Raw genomic sequence first — 18,804 nt, forward strand, 5'->3', positions numbered from 1 at the left:
CAAATTTAGATATTCAAAGCTTTCTGTAATTGTTGAAGTTTTTTATTTAATTTATCTAACTCAACTTTCTTTTCAATTTCTGATGAATTTGAATTATTCACTTGCTTAAGTTGTTTTTCAATATCATCGACTTGTGCTTGCAAGTCTGCGCGATCTTTCGCTTTTTCTTTAATTTCGTTGGTTAAACTCGTTAAATCATCTTTCAATTTTTGTTGTTGTGCTTGCTTTTGCTTAATACTTAAGGCAGTGTCATTTTTCTGTCGTTCGATATTGGCATAGATCGCTTTAAATTGTTGATTTGCCTTTTTTTCATCTTCTAAAATTTGCTGTTTTTGATCAATTCGGGCTTGATAGTTGCCAGAATAATGACAACTTATCTTATCAAAAAAACCGATATTCGTATTCGTTGGATCACACTGTTCGGTTGTGGTTGAACAGCCCATTAACAACAAAATAGGGCTGAATAATATAAGGTATCTTTTTTTCATCATTAGCTCACCTGTACTGCTGAACGTTGTTGACTTACCACATTAATTTGTTTTTCAAGTAATGCTATCTGTTTATGAAGCTGATTAATTTGTTTATCTAATTTTGACATATTAATCCCTGATTGTTTTTCCCTTGCTGAAAGCATAACCCAATCACTTTCAATGCCTTTCATACGATCTAATTTGTCAGTTAAGTAAGCAATATTTGCATCGATTTGCTTCAACTCATTTTTAATCTGTCTTTTACTCAACGTTTTATTTTCAATCTGACTATTTAACACTTTCAAAGTTGCTAAATTTTTATCCAATACGGCTTGCGCATTTTGAGTGACAGCTTGTACTTCCATATTATTTTGCTGAATATCATAAATATAAGCATCAATGCGCATTTCTTCATCTGCATACTCAGCACGCTTAGAATCAAGATAATAATTAGCGCCCATTAATACACCACACCCTACCGCTGCTGTAGCCAGACAAACACCCGGTTTTCCGCCAACTAAAATACAGCTAAGACCAGAAAATCCTGCACCAACGACACACGATTGCCAGGCTGATTTACTAAAAAATTGAGATGTATTACTATTGGTTAATGCAGGATCAACGTCTTTAGTTCTCCACCCTGATGATTGACATCCAGTTAAGACAACAGATAAACATAATGTTATTATGACAACTATTTTTTTCATTATTTCCTTCCTTTAATTTCATTGCAGGTTTGTAACCAAACTGATTGTTCTATTTTACCCGATACAATGTATTGATTGATATGTTTTAAATAGAGCTTTAAATAATCGCTCATATTTGCCTTTCCACTACTTTGTAAAATAAATTGTGTTGCTTTAGCTTGTTCATTAATTGTGTTTTTTTCGTAATTTGATGCAGTGCTAACAATAGTATCAGCATAATATTTTAATATAAAATTGCGTGCATTTCTTGAATCAATGACAACTTGATTTAAATTATTTAACTTTGTTTTAGAACACATATCTGTACTCTCTAGCTCACTTGAGTCACTTGCATCACAAATTTCATTAATCATTGTATTATATAAATTATTATTATATTCATATTTATCATTAAGATCAGAGACATTCGCACATAAAAAAGCCCCTAATTGTAAGGCAGATTGAATGGAACGATCTCGCTGCTCATCCCGTGACTGGTTCGCACTTCGTAAAAGTAGATTAAGTTGATTTAACTCTTTTTTAGTTTTTTCATCTTCAACTTGTTTAGTAATTTTTTCCAGTTCATTCACCACATTGTTATCATTTGACGATTCGACTTCATTACCAAGTTCGTTCCACTGTTTTTCTAATTCTTTAATCGAAACTTTAGAGTGCATAACTTCAGTGGTATACACTAAACGAAATCCAACATCTTTGCTTTGATAAGCACCTTTATTATCATAGTAAGGCTTTTCACTACGAAAGGCAGTTGTTATTGAAGATTCAGGAGTCAAATAACTACCGCCCCGAATAATCATGCCTCCTGGTTGTCCATGATAACGATCTAATTTATTCATTCTAAATGAATCAAACATCATTTCACTGGCATTACCTAAAATATCATAAAGATCCAGTGGATTAGGAGCTAACCGACCAATAAGTTGTAATTTTCCATTGGCTGACTTTGCCCCTGAAAACCATGCATAGTTTTCCAAACCACTCGTAATAGGAAAAACTGTCTCGCGAAATTCAGATTCAGTGACTTTCATGCCACCCCGTGCAGCGTACTCCCATTCGGTATTCGTTGGCAAACGTACATAGCCTTTTGGCAACGCTTTTAATTGAGATTGGTTTTCCAGTAACCATTGGTTATATTTATTACTAAATGCAATAGCATCAAACCAACTAATATTAGTCACAGGGAAAATCAAACTCACTTTAGCCGTTGGACAAGTATCATTCATCACCGCTTGATATTGTAGTGCTGTAATTTCATATTTACCGATTAAATAATACCTTTCTTCGTTTTCATTAGAAAAGCTACCAGAAATATAATTAGGTGTTGCGTATTCAGCAAAACCTAACTCTTTTTGATTACTGCCTAAAATTACTTTTACATCATCAAGTGGTTTATTGGTAGGCGTAAATACCCTTTTCATCACCAAACGCCCATCACAAGGCATCGGCAAAATCACATCATCACTGGCAGGTTTAGGATTATAAAACTTACTCTCCCAAGGCTCAGCATAACTGCATAAAGGGATAAAACTTAAGATTAGTCCCCAATAATGCCATTTTTTATGATTATACTTCGCGCAAGCTTTCTGCTGGCTGAATCTTAACAGCACGTCGACCTCCTACCGTTACTACAATAGCTGATATCAATAAAGTAAGTAAAAATGCGATAATAAAATGATAAAATTGTAATTGGCTAACTACTGGATGTGAAACTAAATTTTTACCTAACACAAAATTAAAGGCATAGTTGCCAAATAAAAAAAGTAGGCAAGAAATAAAAAATGCCAAACAACTTAGCATCATGGCTTGATTCATTAAATAAAGCATAATCCCTTTTGATTTAAATCCAAGTAATCGCATCAAAGCGATATCTTTGCGTTTACGTTCAATATTAGATAGAAATGATCCTGTAAAAGATAGAATACACCCTAATACAGCCGTTATTGCAATGACACTAAATATAAAATTGAGAACCCGATCTATCGCTTGCATATTTTCTATCGCATTAGCTTGAGTACGTGTTTCAATATTTTGTTGACGTAGTTTATAAGACAAAGGCGCTACATCATCAAGTGACCTTGCATAAATACGTGCTCTGGCAAATGAGTTATGTTCTGGCGGATTAACAAGCCCTGTGGTTGATTGAAAAATATTTATTTGATAACCATCATAAAAATGTTCCATATCAATTAAAAGCGCTAAAGACACAAATGCGGCAGCCCGACTATAATAAATTTCGGGAATCACTCCGATGATCTCTAACTCGACTATACCTTTTTCCAGTTTGCCATCGAGTTGCCTTGTCACAACCATTTTTACTTTATCACCAACCTTTGCCTGCATTTTTTCTGCGGCTAAAGCGGATATTAAAATCTGTTGTTCATGATGCAAGAGCGGTAAACTTTGGGTTATAGGATCACCTTTAGCTGTCGGAATAATTTCAGCATTATTAACAAAATGACGATTATCTTTCATTAAATCAGCTTGAGTATTAAGAGAACGTGTCAACGGAACCACAAACGCTGTTTCAGGTTGTTGGGCAATCCATTCAAACATTGAATGATCTAACTGTAAATTACCCACAATTTTAACTTCTAAATTTTGCGGATCATTAAGTAACTGCTGGCGAAGCTGTGAAACAACACCATATTTTAAGCTAAAGAGTAGCAACAGTGGGGTAATTACCGAGATCACCGATGCAATAATACAAAATGAAACCTTCTTGTCGTACCATAAATCCGACAAAGATAACCGAGTAATAAGCCGCCATTTCGATAATAATGTGATCATCGCTTATACCTCATCTTGTAAGGGTAAAAATTCGGATGAATGGGAAGAGGTAATTTGAGACGTTAAAGTAAATAATCCTTTATCAGCAATACGTTGCCAATCATGGGTCACAATCAAGGCAGCAATATTATCCTGCTGAGCTTGCTCAATAATTAAATCAAATAATAAATTGGCATTATAAGGATCAAGCGCTGAAGTCGGTTCATCAGCCAATAATAGTGCAGGTTTATGGATAATTGAACGAATAAAAGAAGCTCGCTGTCTTTCACCAATCGAGAGTTGTTTAGGATATTTACTTAACAAGTGTGAAATACTCAACTTTTGTACTAAATAATCAAATCGTTGTTTATCCACCTTTTTTTGTAACACATTTACTGAAAGCAAAATATTATCATGCACCGTTAAAAAAGGGAGTAATCCGCCGGTTTGCAACATAAAGCCCAAATAATTTGCGCGCATATCCGCTAACTTATCCAGTTTATCGTGTTGGATTAGTTGAGCAATATCAACGTCACCATTATCCATAGTAAGATTGTAGCAACCAATATGGTCAGGCTTTAGGATCATACCTATCATTTCAAGTAATGTGCTTTTACCCGAACCGCTATCACCTCGAATAATAACCACCTCACCCGCTTTAACGGTCAGCGCAGGAAGGTTAACACTAAAAAAAGATTTACCAGTTGAGCGCGTGATGGCAAGTTTTTTTATCGTTAGCATCTGTTTACGGTAACATCTCTAAAGGAATAGGATAAACATTTTCACGAGGATCACTACCTTCCGCTAATGAAATCCAACGATCAACATCCGCATTACATTTCTGATAATAACGAATTTTACTATTTAAATTACGAATAAATTTTTCTTGCTCAAGACCACTCATACTTTTCCACAACTCTTGATCCAACCCGGTTACATCGCTTTTATAAGGGATATTATCCAAATATTCCCCAAGTAACCCCAAATCGGCAATTTTTGTGACTGCGTTCGATTTTAATTTACTTGGGTCTTGCCCCATAGCAGCAGCAACCGATCGTAGCTGCGAAAACATATCATCGGCAGAAATTAATCCATCATTTGCTGCATTGGCGATTTTACTAACAATATCGCTTAAATCACTTAATTGAGATTTAGTTAATAAGATTCGAGGTTCAGCTGTTGGAATAGTGGGTTTAATAAAATCTTTATCAGCAATCCACGCTTTGAAGACCGAAGGCGCTTTAGACCCATTAGTTTCACCTAAATAAGCCAACTGCATAGCTTTACCCAGTAATAATGCATCATTTAACATATCGGCATTACTATCTTTAGCATTAATCGCATTACCTATTGACGCTTCACCTTTATAAGCAAGTTTCACTTGCTCGGCTAAGGCTTTGGCTAAAGAGTCAACTTTTTGACCAAACTCATTCACATTACCGGCATTAACAGGGTAGTAAAGTGATTTATGAATAAAATCATTGTAAGTTAAATCAGAATACTGCGTCGCAGCAATTTGGTGATCTTTTTCACCACTTGACGTTTTTAAATGTAATGCATAAATCGCAACCCCTTTATGCTGTGCTTCAAGCCTTAATTGCGCAGCATCCATACCGGTGCTTGAAAGTTTATCATCCCCCGGGATTGCACTTGCATCCGTAATAAGAATCATATAACGCGCACCAAAACTATTCCAATTAATATCATTTAACGCTTGTGCAACCCCCGCAAATGAATCTTCGGCAAAATAAGCCGTTGATACCGAGGCTTGTTTAAGTGATGCACTGAGTTTTTTAAAATCTTCACGATTTTTTACTTGGTTTGGATCGGCAAAAACTTTTGTCACAAATTCAAGTTTATCGGATGCGGTTAAACTTGATCGAAACGACACCAAGCCAAATTTAACTTGATCTTGTAACTTCTCTTTTTCAATATGCTGATAAACGCGTTCAACGGCCTCTTTGGTTCTTGAAATATACGGATCCATGGAAATCGTTGAGTCTATCACAAACACAATTGCAGCTTTAAAAGGTGCGACTTGATTAGTACTATCATCTATTTTTTGAGTGGTAGTGGATGACTTAACGTTCTGAGTTGTTGCCACTAATTTATCTTGTTTACTGACAGAGGCGACTTCTAATATACGCTCATAAAACCCTTGTCCATTCATGACCTCTTCACCTTGTAAAATAGGTAATAAATAGAAGTTATTTTTAAAATCAACAAATTCCGCCGGCTCTTGAGCGATAACTTTTGGCGAAGTTTGGTTAACGTTTAATGCCTCACGAATGGGTTTTAATAATGTTTCTGGATGTTCAGAATCAACAATTGCCGTGAGTGAATCTTTATCTTTAAAAAATAGCAAAGGATCACGTTCAACCGGATTAGTAAAAACCAAGGTCATTTGCATATTCCATTCAATTGCACATGAGCCATTAATCCAACCTACCGTTTTTCCATAGGAATCAGGCCCAACACTTAACCATTCTTGGTTATTTTGATTTTTACGTTCATAAACATAATAGCGAGAAAATGCAGGAACTTGCTGTCCTGTAACCTCGCTAATATCTTTTTTTAACTCACACGTTGGCGTACTTAGTACGCGTTGATACAGTGTTGTTTTACCTTGCTGTTTAAGCGGTTCATTGGCAAAACTTATCAAGGGTAAACAAGTTAAGCTCAATACAAACATAATTTTTGAGATAGCTAAATTTTCCATTTTTGTTCCTACCTACTTTTGTAGCTCAGCTAACCGTGCTTTTACGTCTTTATTATCGGGATCATTATTCAATGCGGTTTCGTACCAATAAATAGCCGTTTCTTTATCAGCTTCAAAACAGCTATTAGCTTGATAATACTTTTCGTCATATTCTTTGGCATACAAAATGGCAATGGTTGAATTTACTTGTGATTGATTAGCATATAATCGCTGAGCAATATTACATTTTTTTGCATTTTTAGCATCATTGATCAACTGAATAATCATTGGAGTCAGTGGCTTAGTTTGCAAACATTTTTGAATAAAAGTGAGATCATCATCTCCTACTTGACTTAAACTACATTGACCTAACATAGCCGGTTCAGCGTCTTTAGCTTGTTGATTTTGGAAGAATAGAAAATACCAAATTGCGATACCCATAACAATTAACAGTAAAATAGCAATGATCAAGCCGAATATTAAACCTGATTTTCTTTTTTGTTTAATCGGTTGTGTCAACGTCTCTTCCGTTACAGTTTCAGATGTGGGTACGGATGTAACGACTTCCTCAACGACGGGTTCAACAGGTTCTTCGATAATTTGTTCTTCGATTTCAGGCTCGTAAATGGTTAGTGTTTCGCCGTCCATTTTTTCGTCATCGGGGATTACATCTACACACACCTCAGGTTCAAGATGCGTATCAGACATAGTAGTAACCGTGTTTAATGCAGCTGACGTCATCACACCATCAGCTATGTTAATGACGCCTCGGTCACTGTAATTTTCGTTTTGCTTATCACGAATCTGTACCAAAAATCGTGCAGTACTTTCTTGAGTTAATAACGAATCAACCAGCCATTCACCAACAAGCCCGGTTAATTGTTCATGTTCGACAGTCATATCAGCCAACGTATGCCAACTTTTTTCTGGACTCCATTGATTTAATCCAGACAAATAATAACTATCCTGATTACGTTGAATCAATATTTCAATATCAGCACTACCATTCCATTTATATGCCAAAAATTTAGCTATACCCGGTTTATAACCATTTAATTCGATTCTTAATGCCATAATGTCCTCTATCCTGTCACTTCACTTTGTTATTGCATTAATTTACAAGAAATCATCCAATTTAATTTGTGATTGTTTAAAACATGCCAAAATCTCACCCAGACGGCTATTTTGTTCCTGACTTATTTCCCGTCCGGCATGATGTCCGACATTTTCTTGTGCAAGCGTAGCAAAAGCTATAAACCAATCAAATATCGCAAATTGAGAATAATTTTTAGTATTATTATCCAATTTTGGCAACTGGTGAGATGATTGCATAACAAACTCATTTAACGGTGATGCAAATATACGCTTGCCATGATTAACACGACTCATTGGAATGTTATCCACCTGACCTTCAATAAAACCTAACCACGCAATATAATCAGATAATTGAGTATGAATTGTACTTATCTGTCTTGATTCAAGATCATCACGTTTACTGCCAGTATTTTCGTTATTTAAGATTTTTTCAGTTAAATTTTGTTCAATCTTCAAACGATTGGCACCTGTAATAAGCTCTTCAACAATAAAAGATAATGATTTTTGGCTTAAACCAAAAAACTGTAAAATATGCTGATCCAGCACGATATTTCTTAAGTGCTCTAACCAAGTTGTAAAAACACTCTTAGCAAATTTAGATTCAGTCGGTAAAGTCACTGCTGGCTTACTGGTTAAATTGCTATTTATGTCCGAAAAAAGGTCAAATTCAGTATTAAAGCCAAAATCATTGGATAAATTGCCGACTAAATTATCATCATTATCTTTAGCTATCTGGTTTTCTACATGGTTGGAATGATACAAAGCTCGAATTGTTTGATCCGGCAATTCTAAAGTTTTGAGTAATTCACCTAATAACAATGCTTTACCCTGCAACTCTTTCACTACATCTGCGATAACGTGTTTTTTCTTACCAAGTTCTTCATCACTACCAGCTTGGTACCACGTATCAAAACGCATATTTGTGATGTAATCAATTTTTTCATTTAATTGCTCAACAATACGTTGTTGTTTTACTTCAGTAATCGCTACTTTTTCTAAATATTGACTAATTCGACCTATACCGCCATCGTTAAGTTTAAGCATGGCATCCCACGCTTCTTTTGGTTGAGATACATATTCTTGAACATCAACATTGTCGATAAAAGTCTTTTTTAATACGTCCATTTTAGTCTGATAATTCTCATTATGAGACAGTTCTTGGCGTGTAGAAGGATCGACATTTAAAAACGGTACATCAAAACCAGGTTTACGAACCAAATAAACATTGTTGAATTTCTGATTATTTGACCAATTCATTAGCCAATCATAACTTCCAAAACGTTCTAAAATAGTTTGTTGTAATAATCCACCTTTACCCCAACTATTTTTAAGATTATCTTCCGACAAGGTCAACGATGTACATATCCGTTTATCAAACATGGTAATCGCCCATAACAAGCCAACTTCTTTGGTTGCTCGCTTTTCAGGTGTTTCACCTTGTGTTTTACCGATCCACCGTTCAAGCACCGGCCCAACATCATTCACATCAGATTGCTTATCAGAAGGTGTACAAACCACTAATACATTCATCTCTTGGCTATCGGTATACTTTTCAAATAAGTAGGCAACTTTACCCCGTAATAATAGTTGAGAAATGGGATTACCTTCTTTAACATCTGAAATCGAGATTAAATTCAAGCGTCCTCGATATCCCGGAAAATCAAGCAAATCAACTTTTTCAAATGTTGAAACTCGCGTTTTGTTCACTAATGGAAAGATTAATTCCGCTGTTAAAAAAGCCAGTTGCGCCAAAGATAAATCCGTTGGTTCACCGTTAATAGGCGTTATCGTAACCGATGAATCTTTATCGGTATTTAATCGCTCTAAGATGTCTACATTCATAATACTGTCAATTTGCGATTTAGTACCATTTTGCTCTTTAATCAAAACAGTTAACGGCGCATACACAGTTTCAGCATGATGTAAACGGGATAACGTATTAGCAAGCTGAATATAGATTGTTGTTAGCTCTGCAATTCCACCCCATAATACCGCAAACAGCTCGCCTCGTTCAGAAACAGATAGATAAGGAAGTAAATGTACTGCTTTTTCCCAATATCCCCCTTTTAAACCTTCTAAAGCGTTGCCGAAATTTTCAGACAAATAATCGTAAAGTTCAACGATATCATCTTCCGATATACCGCCGACATAACTGGTTTGTTTTTTATTTTCCAACCGTTGGATTAACTGATTTAATTGTGAAAATTCAATTTTATTAGAGACTTTTTGCTGGTCAAAATCTTTAAAAAAAGCATTAATTAATATTTTGACAATTTCTATCTCTCTAAACAATTTTAACTCTAACGGATAGTTGGCAATTCCACCCTTAGCGGTTCGACTAAAACGCGTGACTAAACCTGTCGCTTCTTTACCACTTCCTACCGGATTGACATGTTCGATAAAATCTAAAATTTGGTTATCGACAACCGTTTCAAGTTTGCCATTATCCCCTGCGGCAAGTGCCGAAATCAGATATGATTTTCCCGCTTGAGAAAGTCCAAAAAAACCGACCGCAACCGATTTGGTAGAGACCTCACCTAATCGTTTAGCGCTATTACGCAAACGGCGTAAATCAAGAATTAAATTATCTGCTTCACTATTTAAACGTTTGGATGAATGACGTGTTTGATTAACCCATTCAATTGCTTCTGCTGATGCATGGTAAACGTGTTCCCAAGATTTAGGCAGTTGTTCATTTATGTTATTCATCGTTTTATCATTCCACTATCAAGCCAATATTGGGTACTGATCAAACCGGAGTTAACCATTGTATTTAAACTCAGTTTAACATCTTGGTTTTTATTGCAAGCTCGTCCATCAGATGCTTTTATGTCTTTAATATAAAAATTCTCGACCATTTTTTGCCTATTTTTAATACCTAAGGTCACTTCAAGTACCACGCCTTGAGCACTTAAACGCCGAGCAACATCGCCGTTTTCAATGGTCAAAATATAGATCGGAGAAGCCGGCCAGCGATCAACTTCAAGTTGTTTAAAACCTAGCCTTGTTGTACCTCGTATTTCAAAAGACAGATCAGGAAAATCATAATCAGGATCATCTAAATTTATATCTCGGTAATAGACATTTTCATTTTTAATCATGTTTAAATTATCCAACAATCCAATGTATTTGACTGTTGAATAAAGATCCATATTTGTTGATCTAAAATAGAAGTTAGGTAGCCTTAAATTCTTACTTAAGAAGCAAAGCATAGCGCCTACAGCAGCGGTGGTTTTAGGATCATCAATGCGTTCTTGTTTATGGAATGGATACCATCCGCCCGTATAATAACCATGGAGTGGCAAGATTCGCCCTGCAGGGATAGATAAACGAGATCGAAAATAACTTTGAATACCCGGTAAGCGTGAAGGGCGTCCAGTTAATAACAGCACATCACATTGATAACAACTGATGATTTCGGACAATGCGTCAAACGTTTTACAAATATTGTAATAATCACCACGTATAAACAGGTAATGAATTCGTTTGAGATTAATCTCAATATTCAAATTAAGCACTGAAAAGTCAGGATTATTTAATGCACGCTTGATTGGCTCATTAATAAAATTCAGCACACTATCAGTCATAACATGATGCTCTAATAATTCTTTAAAACTTGCGCTAAATACCTGCTGTTCACTATGTAAAGGATCGTAAAGCTCATACTCTTTCAAGATCCGCAAACCTATCGGCGTAAACAGTTGTAATGTCAGTTGTTGACGTAAAACCGCATCTTGAATAGAAAGTTGTTGTGAACCAATAATCGTTGACAAGATTGGGCTTGGATCAGCAAGTCCTGCCTGCTTTAAGCCGTTGGTTAACGAGGTTAAAACAATATCTTGAATAATATCAAGTAAAATATCATCACCTGCTACTTTAAAACCATCACGAAAACGCTGACTTGGAACAATATAGGCATTACTACTGTTTTGTTGCCCGTTTGCACCATAATCTAAATGGTAATCGTTGATGACTAAATCGGTTGTACCCCCACCGATATCCACCGTCGCAATGGTAACTTTTTGCTTATTGGTTTTGTCAGGTCGAACAATTGAAGCAATAAATTCTTCACTACGTCCGTTAAAATTATTTTGTGTTTCATTGAAAAGATAAACAACTTGACCACAGGTTGCTTCATCCCATTGAATATAAACTTCCGGTATGTTTGGCCAAATATGTTTAAGTTCTTCCGGATGAGTAAAATCAATATTATCATCCGAATTATCCCAACCTAAACTTTTCCAAACAAGTCCAATAGCTTGATACACACAACTTTTAAATATCGCTTGTTCGGGTTTTGGCATAGCGGGCGGAATTGTTAAGATAATTGAACGTAAATTACGTGGCGTTTTAGCATGTTCAAGTTTATTACGTTGCGCAACGCTATTAATCTGCATCAAAGCATGCATCAATACTTCGCATAACATAAACGTCATGAGCGAACTACGTGAATATTTAGGGTGGAATACCGGTATTTTACGATCATATTCTTCCTGAATATTGTTATTAAGAATATGTAGGGCTTCACCATATTCATTAATTAAATTTGAAAAAGGCTCTGCCGTTGCAAAAGGTTCATGATCGCTTTTTACATAATAAGAGTTAAAACGCCAACCTTGTTCGTACTTATCTTGATCCCATAAATAACGTTTTGGACTTGAAAGCCCGGTTGCACCTTCGTTGCCTTCACGGCGACTAGCTAAGCGGCTTGCTTCTTTACCGACACGAACAATACTAGGCCAACGGAAGGTATCTCGTCGACCACTCTGTAGCGAAAAGTGTTCTTTACCAAAAAAGGTTTGTGCAAATTCAACTCGACTTTCAAATGGTTCGTTATAGATATATTCCGGTCTGGTTAGATCGCGTATCTCCAATTCATAGCGATGATTAAGACTGTCTTTATCTTGAACATGATCTTCAATCAAAATGCCACAAGTTCGTGAATTACCCACATCTAAAATCATATCGACAGGAATCGATTTCACAATATCATTTTTATTGTTAGAAACAATTTTAATGGTTGGTAGATTTAATGTTTCACCGAGCAAATTAATGATATTAAGATAGTGCCCATAATAAGCCTTATTATTCATTTCTTGCTGGATATCATCCTTATGCATCTTTAAGCGTTCAGGTTGCTGCGCTAATTCTTCAAACAGATCGATTAACCAACTAGAAATCCATTTGAGTTCTAAAAACCATGACACATGATCAGAGCGGTGCGCCAGACTAAAAATCGCACCTGTCATTACGTCATTTTCAGTTGGAGCAAGATAAGCGACATCATCCAAATTAGCAAAGATTTTAGTGTCAAACGCAAATGTTATACGATGCGTATTACCATCGGGATCTTCACCTTGAGGAAGACTGACAATTCTTACTCTGCTCCAGTTATGAGGACCTTTATCAAATCGTTCTGGAGGAATCGACCGTAAAACAGGAATCGGTAACCAAACACCGTCATACAATTTTAGGGATTGATCGACACTAATTTCTTGTGTGGGGGTAACCGCAAAAGTGGGGTTGTCAGGACTAAAAAATTGACCATTTTCGACATCTTCTAGTAATCGAATCAATGCACCACTTTCGGACGGATCAATAAAGCACCCATTCGCTTTATTGCGCCATTGGCTGTCTTTCCAATCTATTTTAAGTGCAAAATCAAGAAACTGAATACCACTGTTCATGATAAGAGTCACTTCTTGACCATAATTGCGTAATTCTGGAAGCATATACTACCCTATTGTTTTTTCATCGTTAACGGGAACGATGTACCATTATTATAATTTCCCTTACAATCAGTTTGATTGTTACTGTTTGTTGAGCACTCTATTTTCGGTAATTGATATTTTGTATTATCGCTACAAAGCGCTTCAGTATTACTCTTTATACTTAAATTTGAGTTTTGAAAACCACTACCAACTTTACCGACACATTTCACACCATCACTACGAATTACCGTAACTTCACCATTTCCTTGATCAAAACTGTAGTTTAAACGTAATGGTTTACCCGTTGATTTATCTTGGATTCCACCACCTACTGTCCATTGTCCATTAAGAAAATCCATAGAACCTTGCTTAATTGCATCTAGTGGTACACTTAAATTTTGGGATTGTGTAGTGTTATTGGTATCCATAGCTGCTGTGTTTTGATTCTGGTTTTCATTCTGATTAGTGTTATCAACATCAGAAGTCGTACCTGCATTATCAGGCGTTATGTCATGAATTGGCGGATTATCATCACCTGCACCATGACTATCGACAGGTAATGTGGTAGGCGTGTTGAGCGTATCAGTCACATCAATGTTACCTTCTGTAACAGTTGTACCAATTACGTCATTACGATTGTCAGTATTTAACACCGAATCATGATTTATGTTAGTACCCACCGGTCTATGGATAACATTCACATCACGAATAGGATCCTCACCTTTTTTATCTTCTGGTTTTTTGTCCCGATCAGTCTCAACCGGTACATTCACCGCATTATCGACTGACAATGGCGGTGTAATTGATGATTCAGGGTGATAAAAGCACCCTCGTAATAAAAACAGTAGTAATAATAACAATAATAGTGGCAACAGCATTAATAACCACATCCACCAACGTTTCCACCAAGGACGTTTAGACGTTATCGGGGGGTCAATTTGTTCAGTAACATAAGGTGCTGTGCTTTCTGATTGTTCTAAACATTTGAAAGGTGATTGGGTTAGTTGAGTTTGTGGATTAATAAATCCCCAAAAAGTAATAACAGGCTTGCCATTAACGATATAAATATATTCATTGCTTGGAAACCGAATCGCCATAAGATTTGGTTCTTGGCTGTCCTCACGGTGATTAGGATCATAAATTAGGCGGCTAAATAGCAATTGATCGCCTTCAAGGTTTGGATTATTAGCTAATTGTTTGCCTAGCTCAACTACCTTTTGTTCAAATGCTGCCAACAATTGAAGCGCTGATTGTTGTTCTGATTCGCTGGCAGATGACCAAGGCACAATATCATATTGAACCGAATCAAAAGGTATATACCAATCAACCCTATTTCCTTGATCATTACGTTGTGGAATGGCTAAATAGTCGGCATATTGTTTACCTATTTTTACTCTGAACATTTCACGAATTTGGGTTGCCACTAAGTAAGCAGCTTTACCGTCATGCCCAAGCATTTTAAAATCTTTAATATCACCAGTTCTAAGTAGTGTATTTGCCATACTGACCTTTCCATTCCATTATCATATGATATTTTTGTAATCTTTTAATTCTAACAGAAAAATCCAGCTGTTGTAATTGGTATCTATAGGATAAGTTAAGATTTTTTTACTTTATTTTTTACATACTGCAAAATTACCTTACCATAATCGTCATTTTAAAAACATATCATCAGTCAATACTCGTAATGGTTGCATATCACTATCTCCCCGAATGACTAAGGATGGATCAGAACGTAAACACGTTCCCCCATAATGTCCGCCGACAGTGAAAGTACAGATTTGCAAATAACGATCATCGACTTTCGGTAAACACCACAATTCTTGATAGATGTTTTCTTGTTTAGCAAATTTACCGACTGTTTTCCCCAAAATGGTTTCTTTGCTGCTGACTAATTGAATATCACTCCCCCGACGCCCTGCAATCGGCTTAACGGCATACCCCTTTTTCTCTAAACTTGTATTAAGTTCGAATGTAGACTCTAATAAATAACGATGATTAGGAAATAGAGACCACAGCACCGGTAAAATCGCTTTATTGCTTGGAATAACTGTCCATAAAGGTTCAAATACAGTGACTTCGGGACGTAAAAGAACGTCTATCAACCTTACCGCATTTTCTGGATGCCAAGTCCGGATTGGTAATCCGGCTATTTGGGCTTCACTTTCTTGACGAAGTTGTTCTAATACGGTTTCCCATGCCCATGTTTTCCAGACACAGGTTACTTGACGATCTTCATCATCAACTAATCTACCGCGTTTATCCCATTTTAAGCCGCTCAAACCTCGTAAAATTTTGCTCTTAAATCCTGCTTGTGTTAGGGCTTTTTGCATAAATAAAGCATGATAATTTTCCTCATTATCATTATCTTGCATAATATGGATAAAAGCTTGTGCATCGCTATGCTTCCAACAACTCGCTAATGCGTTAAGCAACCCAGCACTAGGGTTTACGCCAACATTTAGCCCAGCTTGTATTGCCCAATTTTGTAGTATCTGTCCAGCTTCAGTATGACACGATGCCGAATCAGCATTATATTCATAAACTTTAAAGCCTCGTTCATCCATGCAAAAGTCTAGCCGACCGGTTATCATTTGATAACGTCGTTGTTGCCATGACAGTCGCAAACGTGGCCATAAAATTTCGGGGATATTAAAATTCATCAGCAAGTTATCATCTTTTAGTACTCTATCGGTTGCATGTAAATACATAAGATGTAACTCATTGGTCGCTCGAATAAGTTCTTGCTCGGCACTTTCAGAAATAGTGAAATATCGGTAGTGATCATCATGACTAATTGCATGCCCTGCCGCTTGGATATAAGCATTTTCTAAACTATCTTGCTCATTAAGCCAGTTAATATCAAATTGACCTTGATTTTCAATATGTTGACTATGAATAGCCAGTAAAGGCGCCGGTACGGTTGGTTGTGGTAGACTATATTGTGTATTTTCGGTTTGTATCATCCAACCTAATATGGTGGTATCGTCAAACGTATCATGTAACAAATAACCATTGTCGGTGACCGTCATCCTTAATTCACGAGTCCAATGTTGACCAATTGGTAATCGGGTATGAATAACATTTTGTTCAGCTATCCGAACTTTATCTTCAAAGACTTCGGTAATAATAGCAACATGACCCGTTCTATCGAAAACGCCACCATCATCCCAAATAAGTAATGCGCCAGCTTCAGGTTTTTTCTTACCACCATTAGCAAAAGCTTGTAAAGGCAATATCGCTTCATTGATGACTTGTCTTAAGACACGAAGTGAAAAAATTTCATGAGCCATGCCGACATCTGTAAAAACAATACCATAATTAAGAAATAAAAAACGCCTTGCAAATTCAACGCATTGCCATTTATATCCCATGTATTCATGCCCGGAATAACTTCGAAAAGAGGCATCATCAGGGTATTGAGTTGGGTCTAATGTTTCATAATCAGAAGAGTAAATGGCAACGCCACCTGGGGCATAACCTAACAATGTACCAAAAGGTTCTCTATCATCGGAGTGTGCTAACATATTTTTCAACCTTTTTTATAATTTATAGGATAATGCTAACTAAGCTGTGATAAAATTAATCTATCATAGATCAATTTGAATACTTTAAGAAGCGAAGTTTATGCTTGATCACTTGAAGAACATCAAAGCGCCTATATATGACTGTTATTCCTGGTAGTAATACCCCAAACATACCGATTACGTGAGAAACATAAAATTATGCAACAGAAAACAAATTTAAAAGAATTATTAGATTTTCCTTGTTCTTTTACTTATAAAGTCATGGGAGAAGCTAAACCAGAACTGGTTGATAAAGTCGTGTCCGTTATCCAACGTCACGCACCGGGTGATTACAGTCCGTCAATCAAACCTAGCAGTAAAGGGAATTATCATTCTGTGTCGATTACTATTAATGCAACACACATTGATCAGATTGAAAATTTATATAAAGAATTAGGTGAAATAGATATTGTAAGAATGGTTTTATAACACTTTACTTTTTCTTCAATTTTTGTACAAAATAGAGCCTTGTTATTCCGACGAGGCTCAATCATGAAACCAGAAACCATTGCACTTCACACAGGTTATACCCCTGAACCCACTACTCATGCTGTTGCTGTTCCCATTTATCAAACAACCTCTTATGCTTTTGATGATACACAGCATGGCGCAGATTTATTTGATTTAAAAGTCGCTGGCAATATTTATACCCGTATTACCAACCCAACTAACGCCGTACTCGAAGCTCGAGTCGCTGCGCTTGAAGATGGTATTGGTGCTTTAGCTGTTGCATCGGGCATGGCGGCTATCACTTATGCTATTCAAGCAATTACCTTTGCTGGCGAAAATATTGTTTCTGTTTCGCAATTATATGGCGGCACTTATAATTTATTTGCCCATACCTTACCTAATTTTGGTATTACAACCAAATTTGCACCTCATAATGATTTAGTGGCTATTGAACAGCAAATTGATGACAAAACCAAAGCCATATATTGCGAAAGTATTGGCAATCCTGCAGGTAATATTGTTGATTTAAGCCAACTTGCCGACATCGCACATCGGCATGGTATTCCGTTAATCGTCGACAATACCGTTGCCAGTCCTGCACTTTGCCGACCATTTGAATTTGGTGCTGATATTGTCGTGCATTCATTAACTAAATATATTGGTGGGCATGGTAATAGTCTTGGAGGAATCATCGTTGATTCAGGACGGTTTCTATGGAAAAAATATGCGGATAGATATCCAATGCTTAATCAACCAGATCCATCTTATCATGGTGTCTCTTATACGGATACCTTTGGTGATGCGGCTTACATTGCACGTTGTCGAGTAATCCCTTTACGCAATATGGGCGCTGCACTATCGCCATTTAATACTTTTTTGATACTACAAGGGCTTGAAACCCTTCCTTTGCGCATGGAACGCCACTGTCAAAATGCACTCAACGTTGCAAATTATCTAATCTCACACCCACAAGTTGAATGGGTTAACTATGCTGGTCTTAGCAATCATCCTGAACATGATTTAGCGGTAAAACAGATGGATAATCATTTACCTGCTGGCATTTTATCGTTTGGTATTAAAGGTGGAAAATCTGCAGGTGCTAAATTTATTGATGCACTAAAATTAATTATTCGTCTGGTCAATATAGGCGATACACGCTCATTAGCTTGTCACCCTGCATCAACTACGCATAGGCAACTTAATAATGAAGAACTGAAAAAGGCAGGAGTAAGCCAAGAAATGATTCGTTTGTCTATTGGGATAGAACATATTGATGATATTATTTCTGATTTAGCACAGGCATTAAAAGCGACACTATAATCAAATTCAAAAAGCCAGATA

Annotated in this window: 13 protein-coding genes; 2 read left to right on the forward strand and 11 right to left on the reverse strand. The window is 36.4% G+C overall.

The genetic code is table 11. The features are described 5' to 3' along the window. Nucleotides 1–5: 5 nt before the first annotated feature. The 11 genes from J3U35_RS00250 to gss form a co-directional block, all read right to left on the reverse strand. Nucleotides 6–491, reverse strand: a complete 486-nt coding sequence (locus tag J3U35_RS00250) for a hypothetical protein (protein WP_267358827.1) — start codon at nt 489–491, stop codon at nt 6–8. Next, the gene (locus J3U35_RS00255) at nt 491–1,177 is read right to left on the reverse strand and encodes a hypothetical protein (RefSeq protein ID WP_267350403.1); all 687 of its coding nucleotides are present in this window, start codon (nt 1,175–1,177) and stop codon (nt 491–493) included. Before J3U35_RS00255 ends, J3U35_RS00250 begins: the two co-directional genes overlap by 1 nt. Next, nucleotides 1,177–2,784 (reverse strand): SUMF1/EgtB/PvdO family nonheme iron enzyme, encoded by a 1,608-nt coding sequence (locus tag J3U35_RS00260; RefSeq protein WP_267358829.1) that lies wholly within the window; start codon nt 2,782–2,784, stop codon nt 1,177–1,179. The genes J3U35_RS00255 and J3U35_RS00260 overlap by 1 nt, the downstream gene beginning before the upstream one ends. After that, nucleotides 2,741–3,964, reverse strand: coding sequence for an ABC transporter permease (locus J3U35_RS00265; protein ID WP_267358831.1), 1,224 nt, complete (start codon nt 3,962–3,964; stop codon nt 2,741–2,743). The genes J3U35_RS00260 and J3U35_RS00265 overlap by 44 nt, the downstream gene beginning before the upstream one ends. A 3-nt stretch (nt 3,965–3,967) precedes the next feature. After that, a complete protein-coding gene (locus J3U35_RS00270) occupies nt 3,968–4,684 on the reverse strand; it encodes an ABC transporter ATP-binding protein (RefSeq protein ID WP_267358833.1) in 717 nt (238 codons plus the stop codon). 4 nt (nt 4,685–4,688) lie between these two features. Next, a complete protein-coding gene (locus J3U35_RS00275; RefSeq protein WP_267358835.1) occupies nt 4,689–6,662 on the reverse strand; it encodes a vWA domain-containing protein in 1,974 nt (657 codons plus the stop codon). A gap of 12 nt (nt 6,663–6,674) precedes the next feature. After that, complete coding sequence (locus tag J3U35_RS00280) at nt 6,675–7,715, reverse strand: hypothetical protein (protein WP_267358837.1); 1,041 nt, start codon at nt 7,713–7,715, stop codon at nt 6,675–6,677. A 42-nt stretch (nt 7,716–7,757) separates the two neighbouring features. Further along, entirely contained in the window at nt 7,758–10,445 is a 2,688-nt protein-coding gene (locus J3U35_RS00285; RefSeq protein ID WP_267358839.1) for a putative virulence factor, read from the reverse strand. Beyond that, nucleotides 10,442–13,468 (reverse strand): virulence factor SrfB, encoded by a 3,027-nt coding sequence (locus J3U35_RS00290; RefSeq protein WP_267358841.1) that lies wholly within the window; start codon nt 13,466–13,468, stop codon nt 10,442–10,444. Before J3U35_RS00290 ends, J3U35_RS00285 begins: the two co-directional genes overlap by 4 nt. 8 nt (nt 13,469–13,476) lie before the next feature. After that, nucleotides 13,477–14,949 carry an SrfA family protein gene (locus J3U35_RS00295; protein WP_267358843.1) on the reverse strand — a complete coding sequence of 491 codons (1,473 nt, stop codon included), beginning with the start codon at nt 14,947–14,949 and terminating at the stop codon, nt 13,477–13,479. 150 nt (nt 14,950–15,099) lie between these two features. Continuing rightward, a complete protein-coding gene (gene gss / locus J3U35_RS00300; protein WP_267358845.1) occupies nt 15,100–16,974 on the reverse strand; it encodes a bifunctional glutathionylspermidine amidase/synthase in 1,875 nt (624 codons plus the stop codon). Nucleotides 16,975–17,172: 198 nt separating this feature from the next. Between gss and ybeD the strand changes: the two genes are divergently transcribed. Next, complete coding sequence (gene ybeD, locus J3U35_RS00305; RefSeq protein ID WP_065558632.1) at nt 17,173–17,442, forward strand: DUF493 family protein YbeD; 270 nt, start codon at nt 17,173–17,175, stop codon at nt 17,440–17,442. A 63-nt stretch (nt 17,443–17,505) separates the two neighbouring features. After that, on the forward strand, nt 17,506–18,783 hold the full coding sequence (locus J3U35_RS00310; RefSeq protein WP_267358847.1) for a bifunctional O-acetylhomoserine aminocarboxypropyltransferase/cysteine synthase: 1,278 nt from the start codon (nt 17,506–17,508) through the stop codon (nt 18,781–18,783). Nucleotides 18,784–18,804 lie beyond the last annotated feature (21 nt).

It is taken from the genome of Gilliamella sp. B2717, from assembly GCF_026536675.1.
In the GTDB taxonomy this organism is placed as follows: domain Bacteria; phylum Pseudomonadota; class Gammaproteobacteria; order Enterobacterales; family Orbaceae; genus Gilliamella; species Gilliamella apicola_I.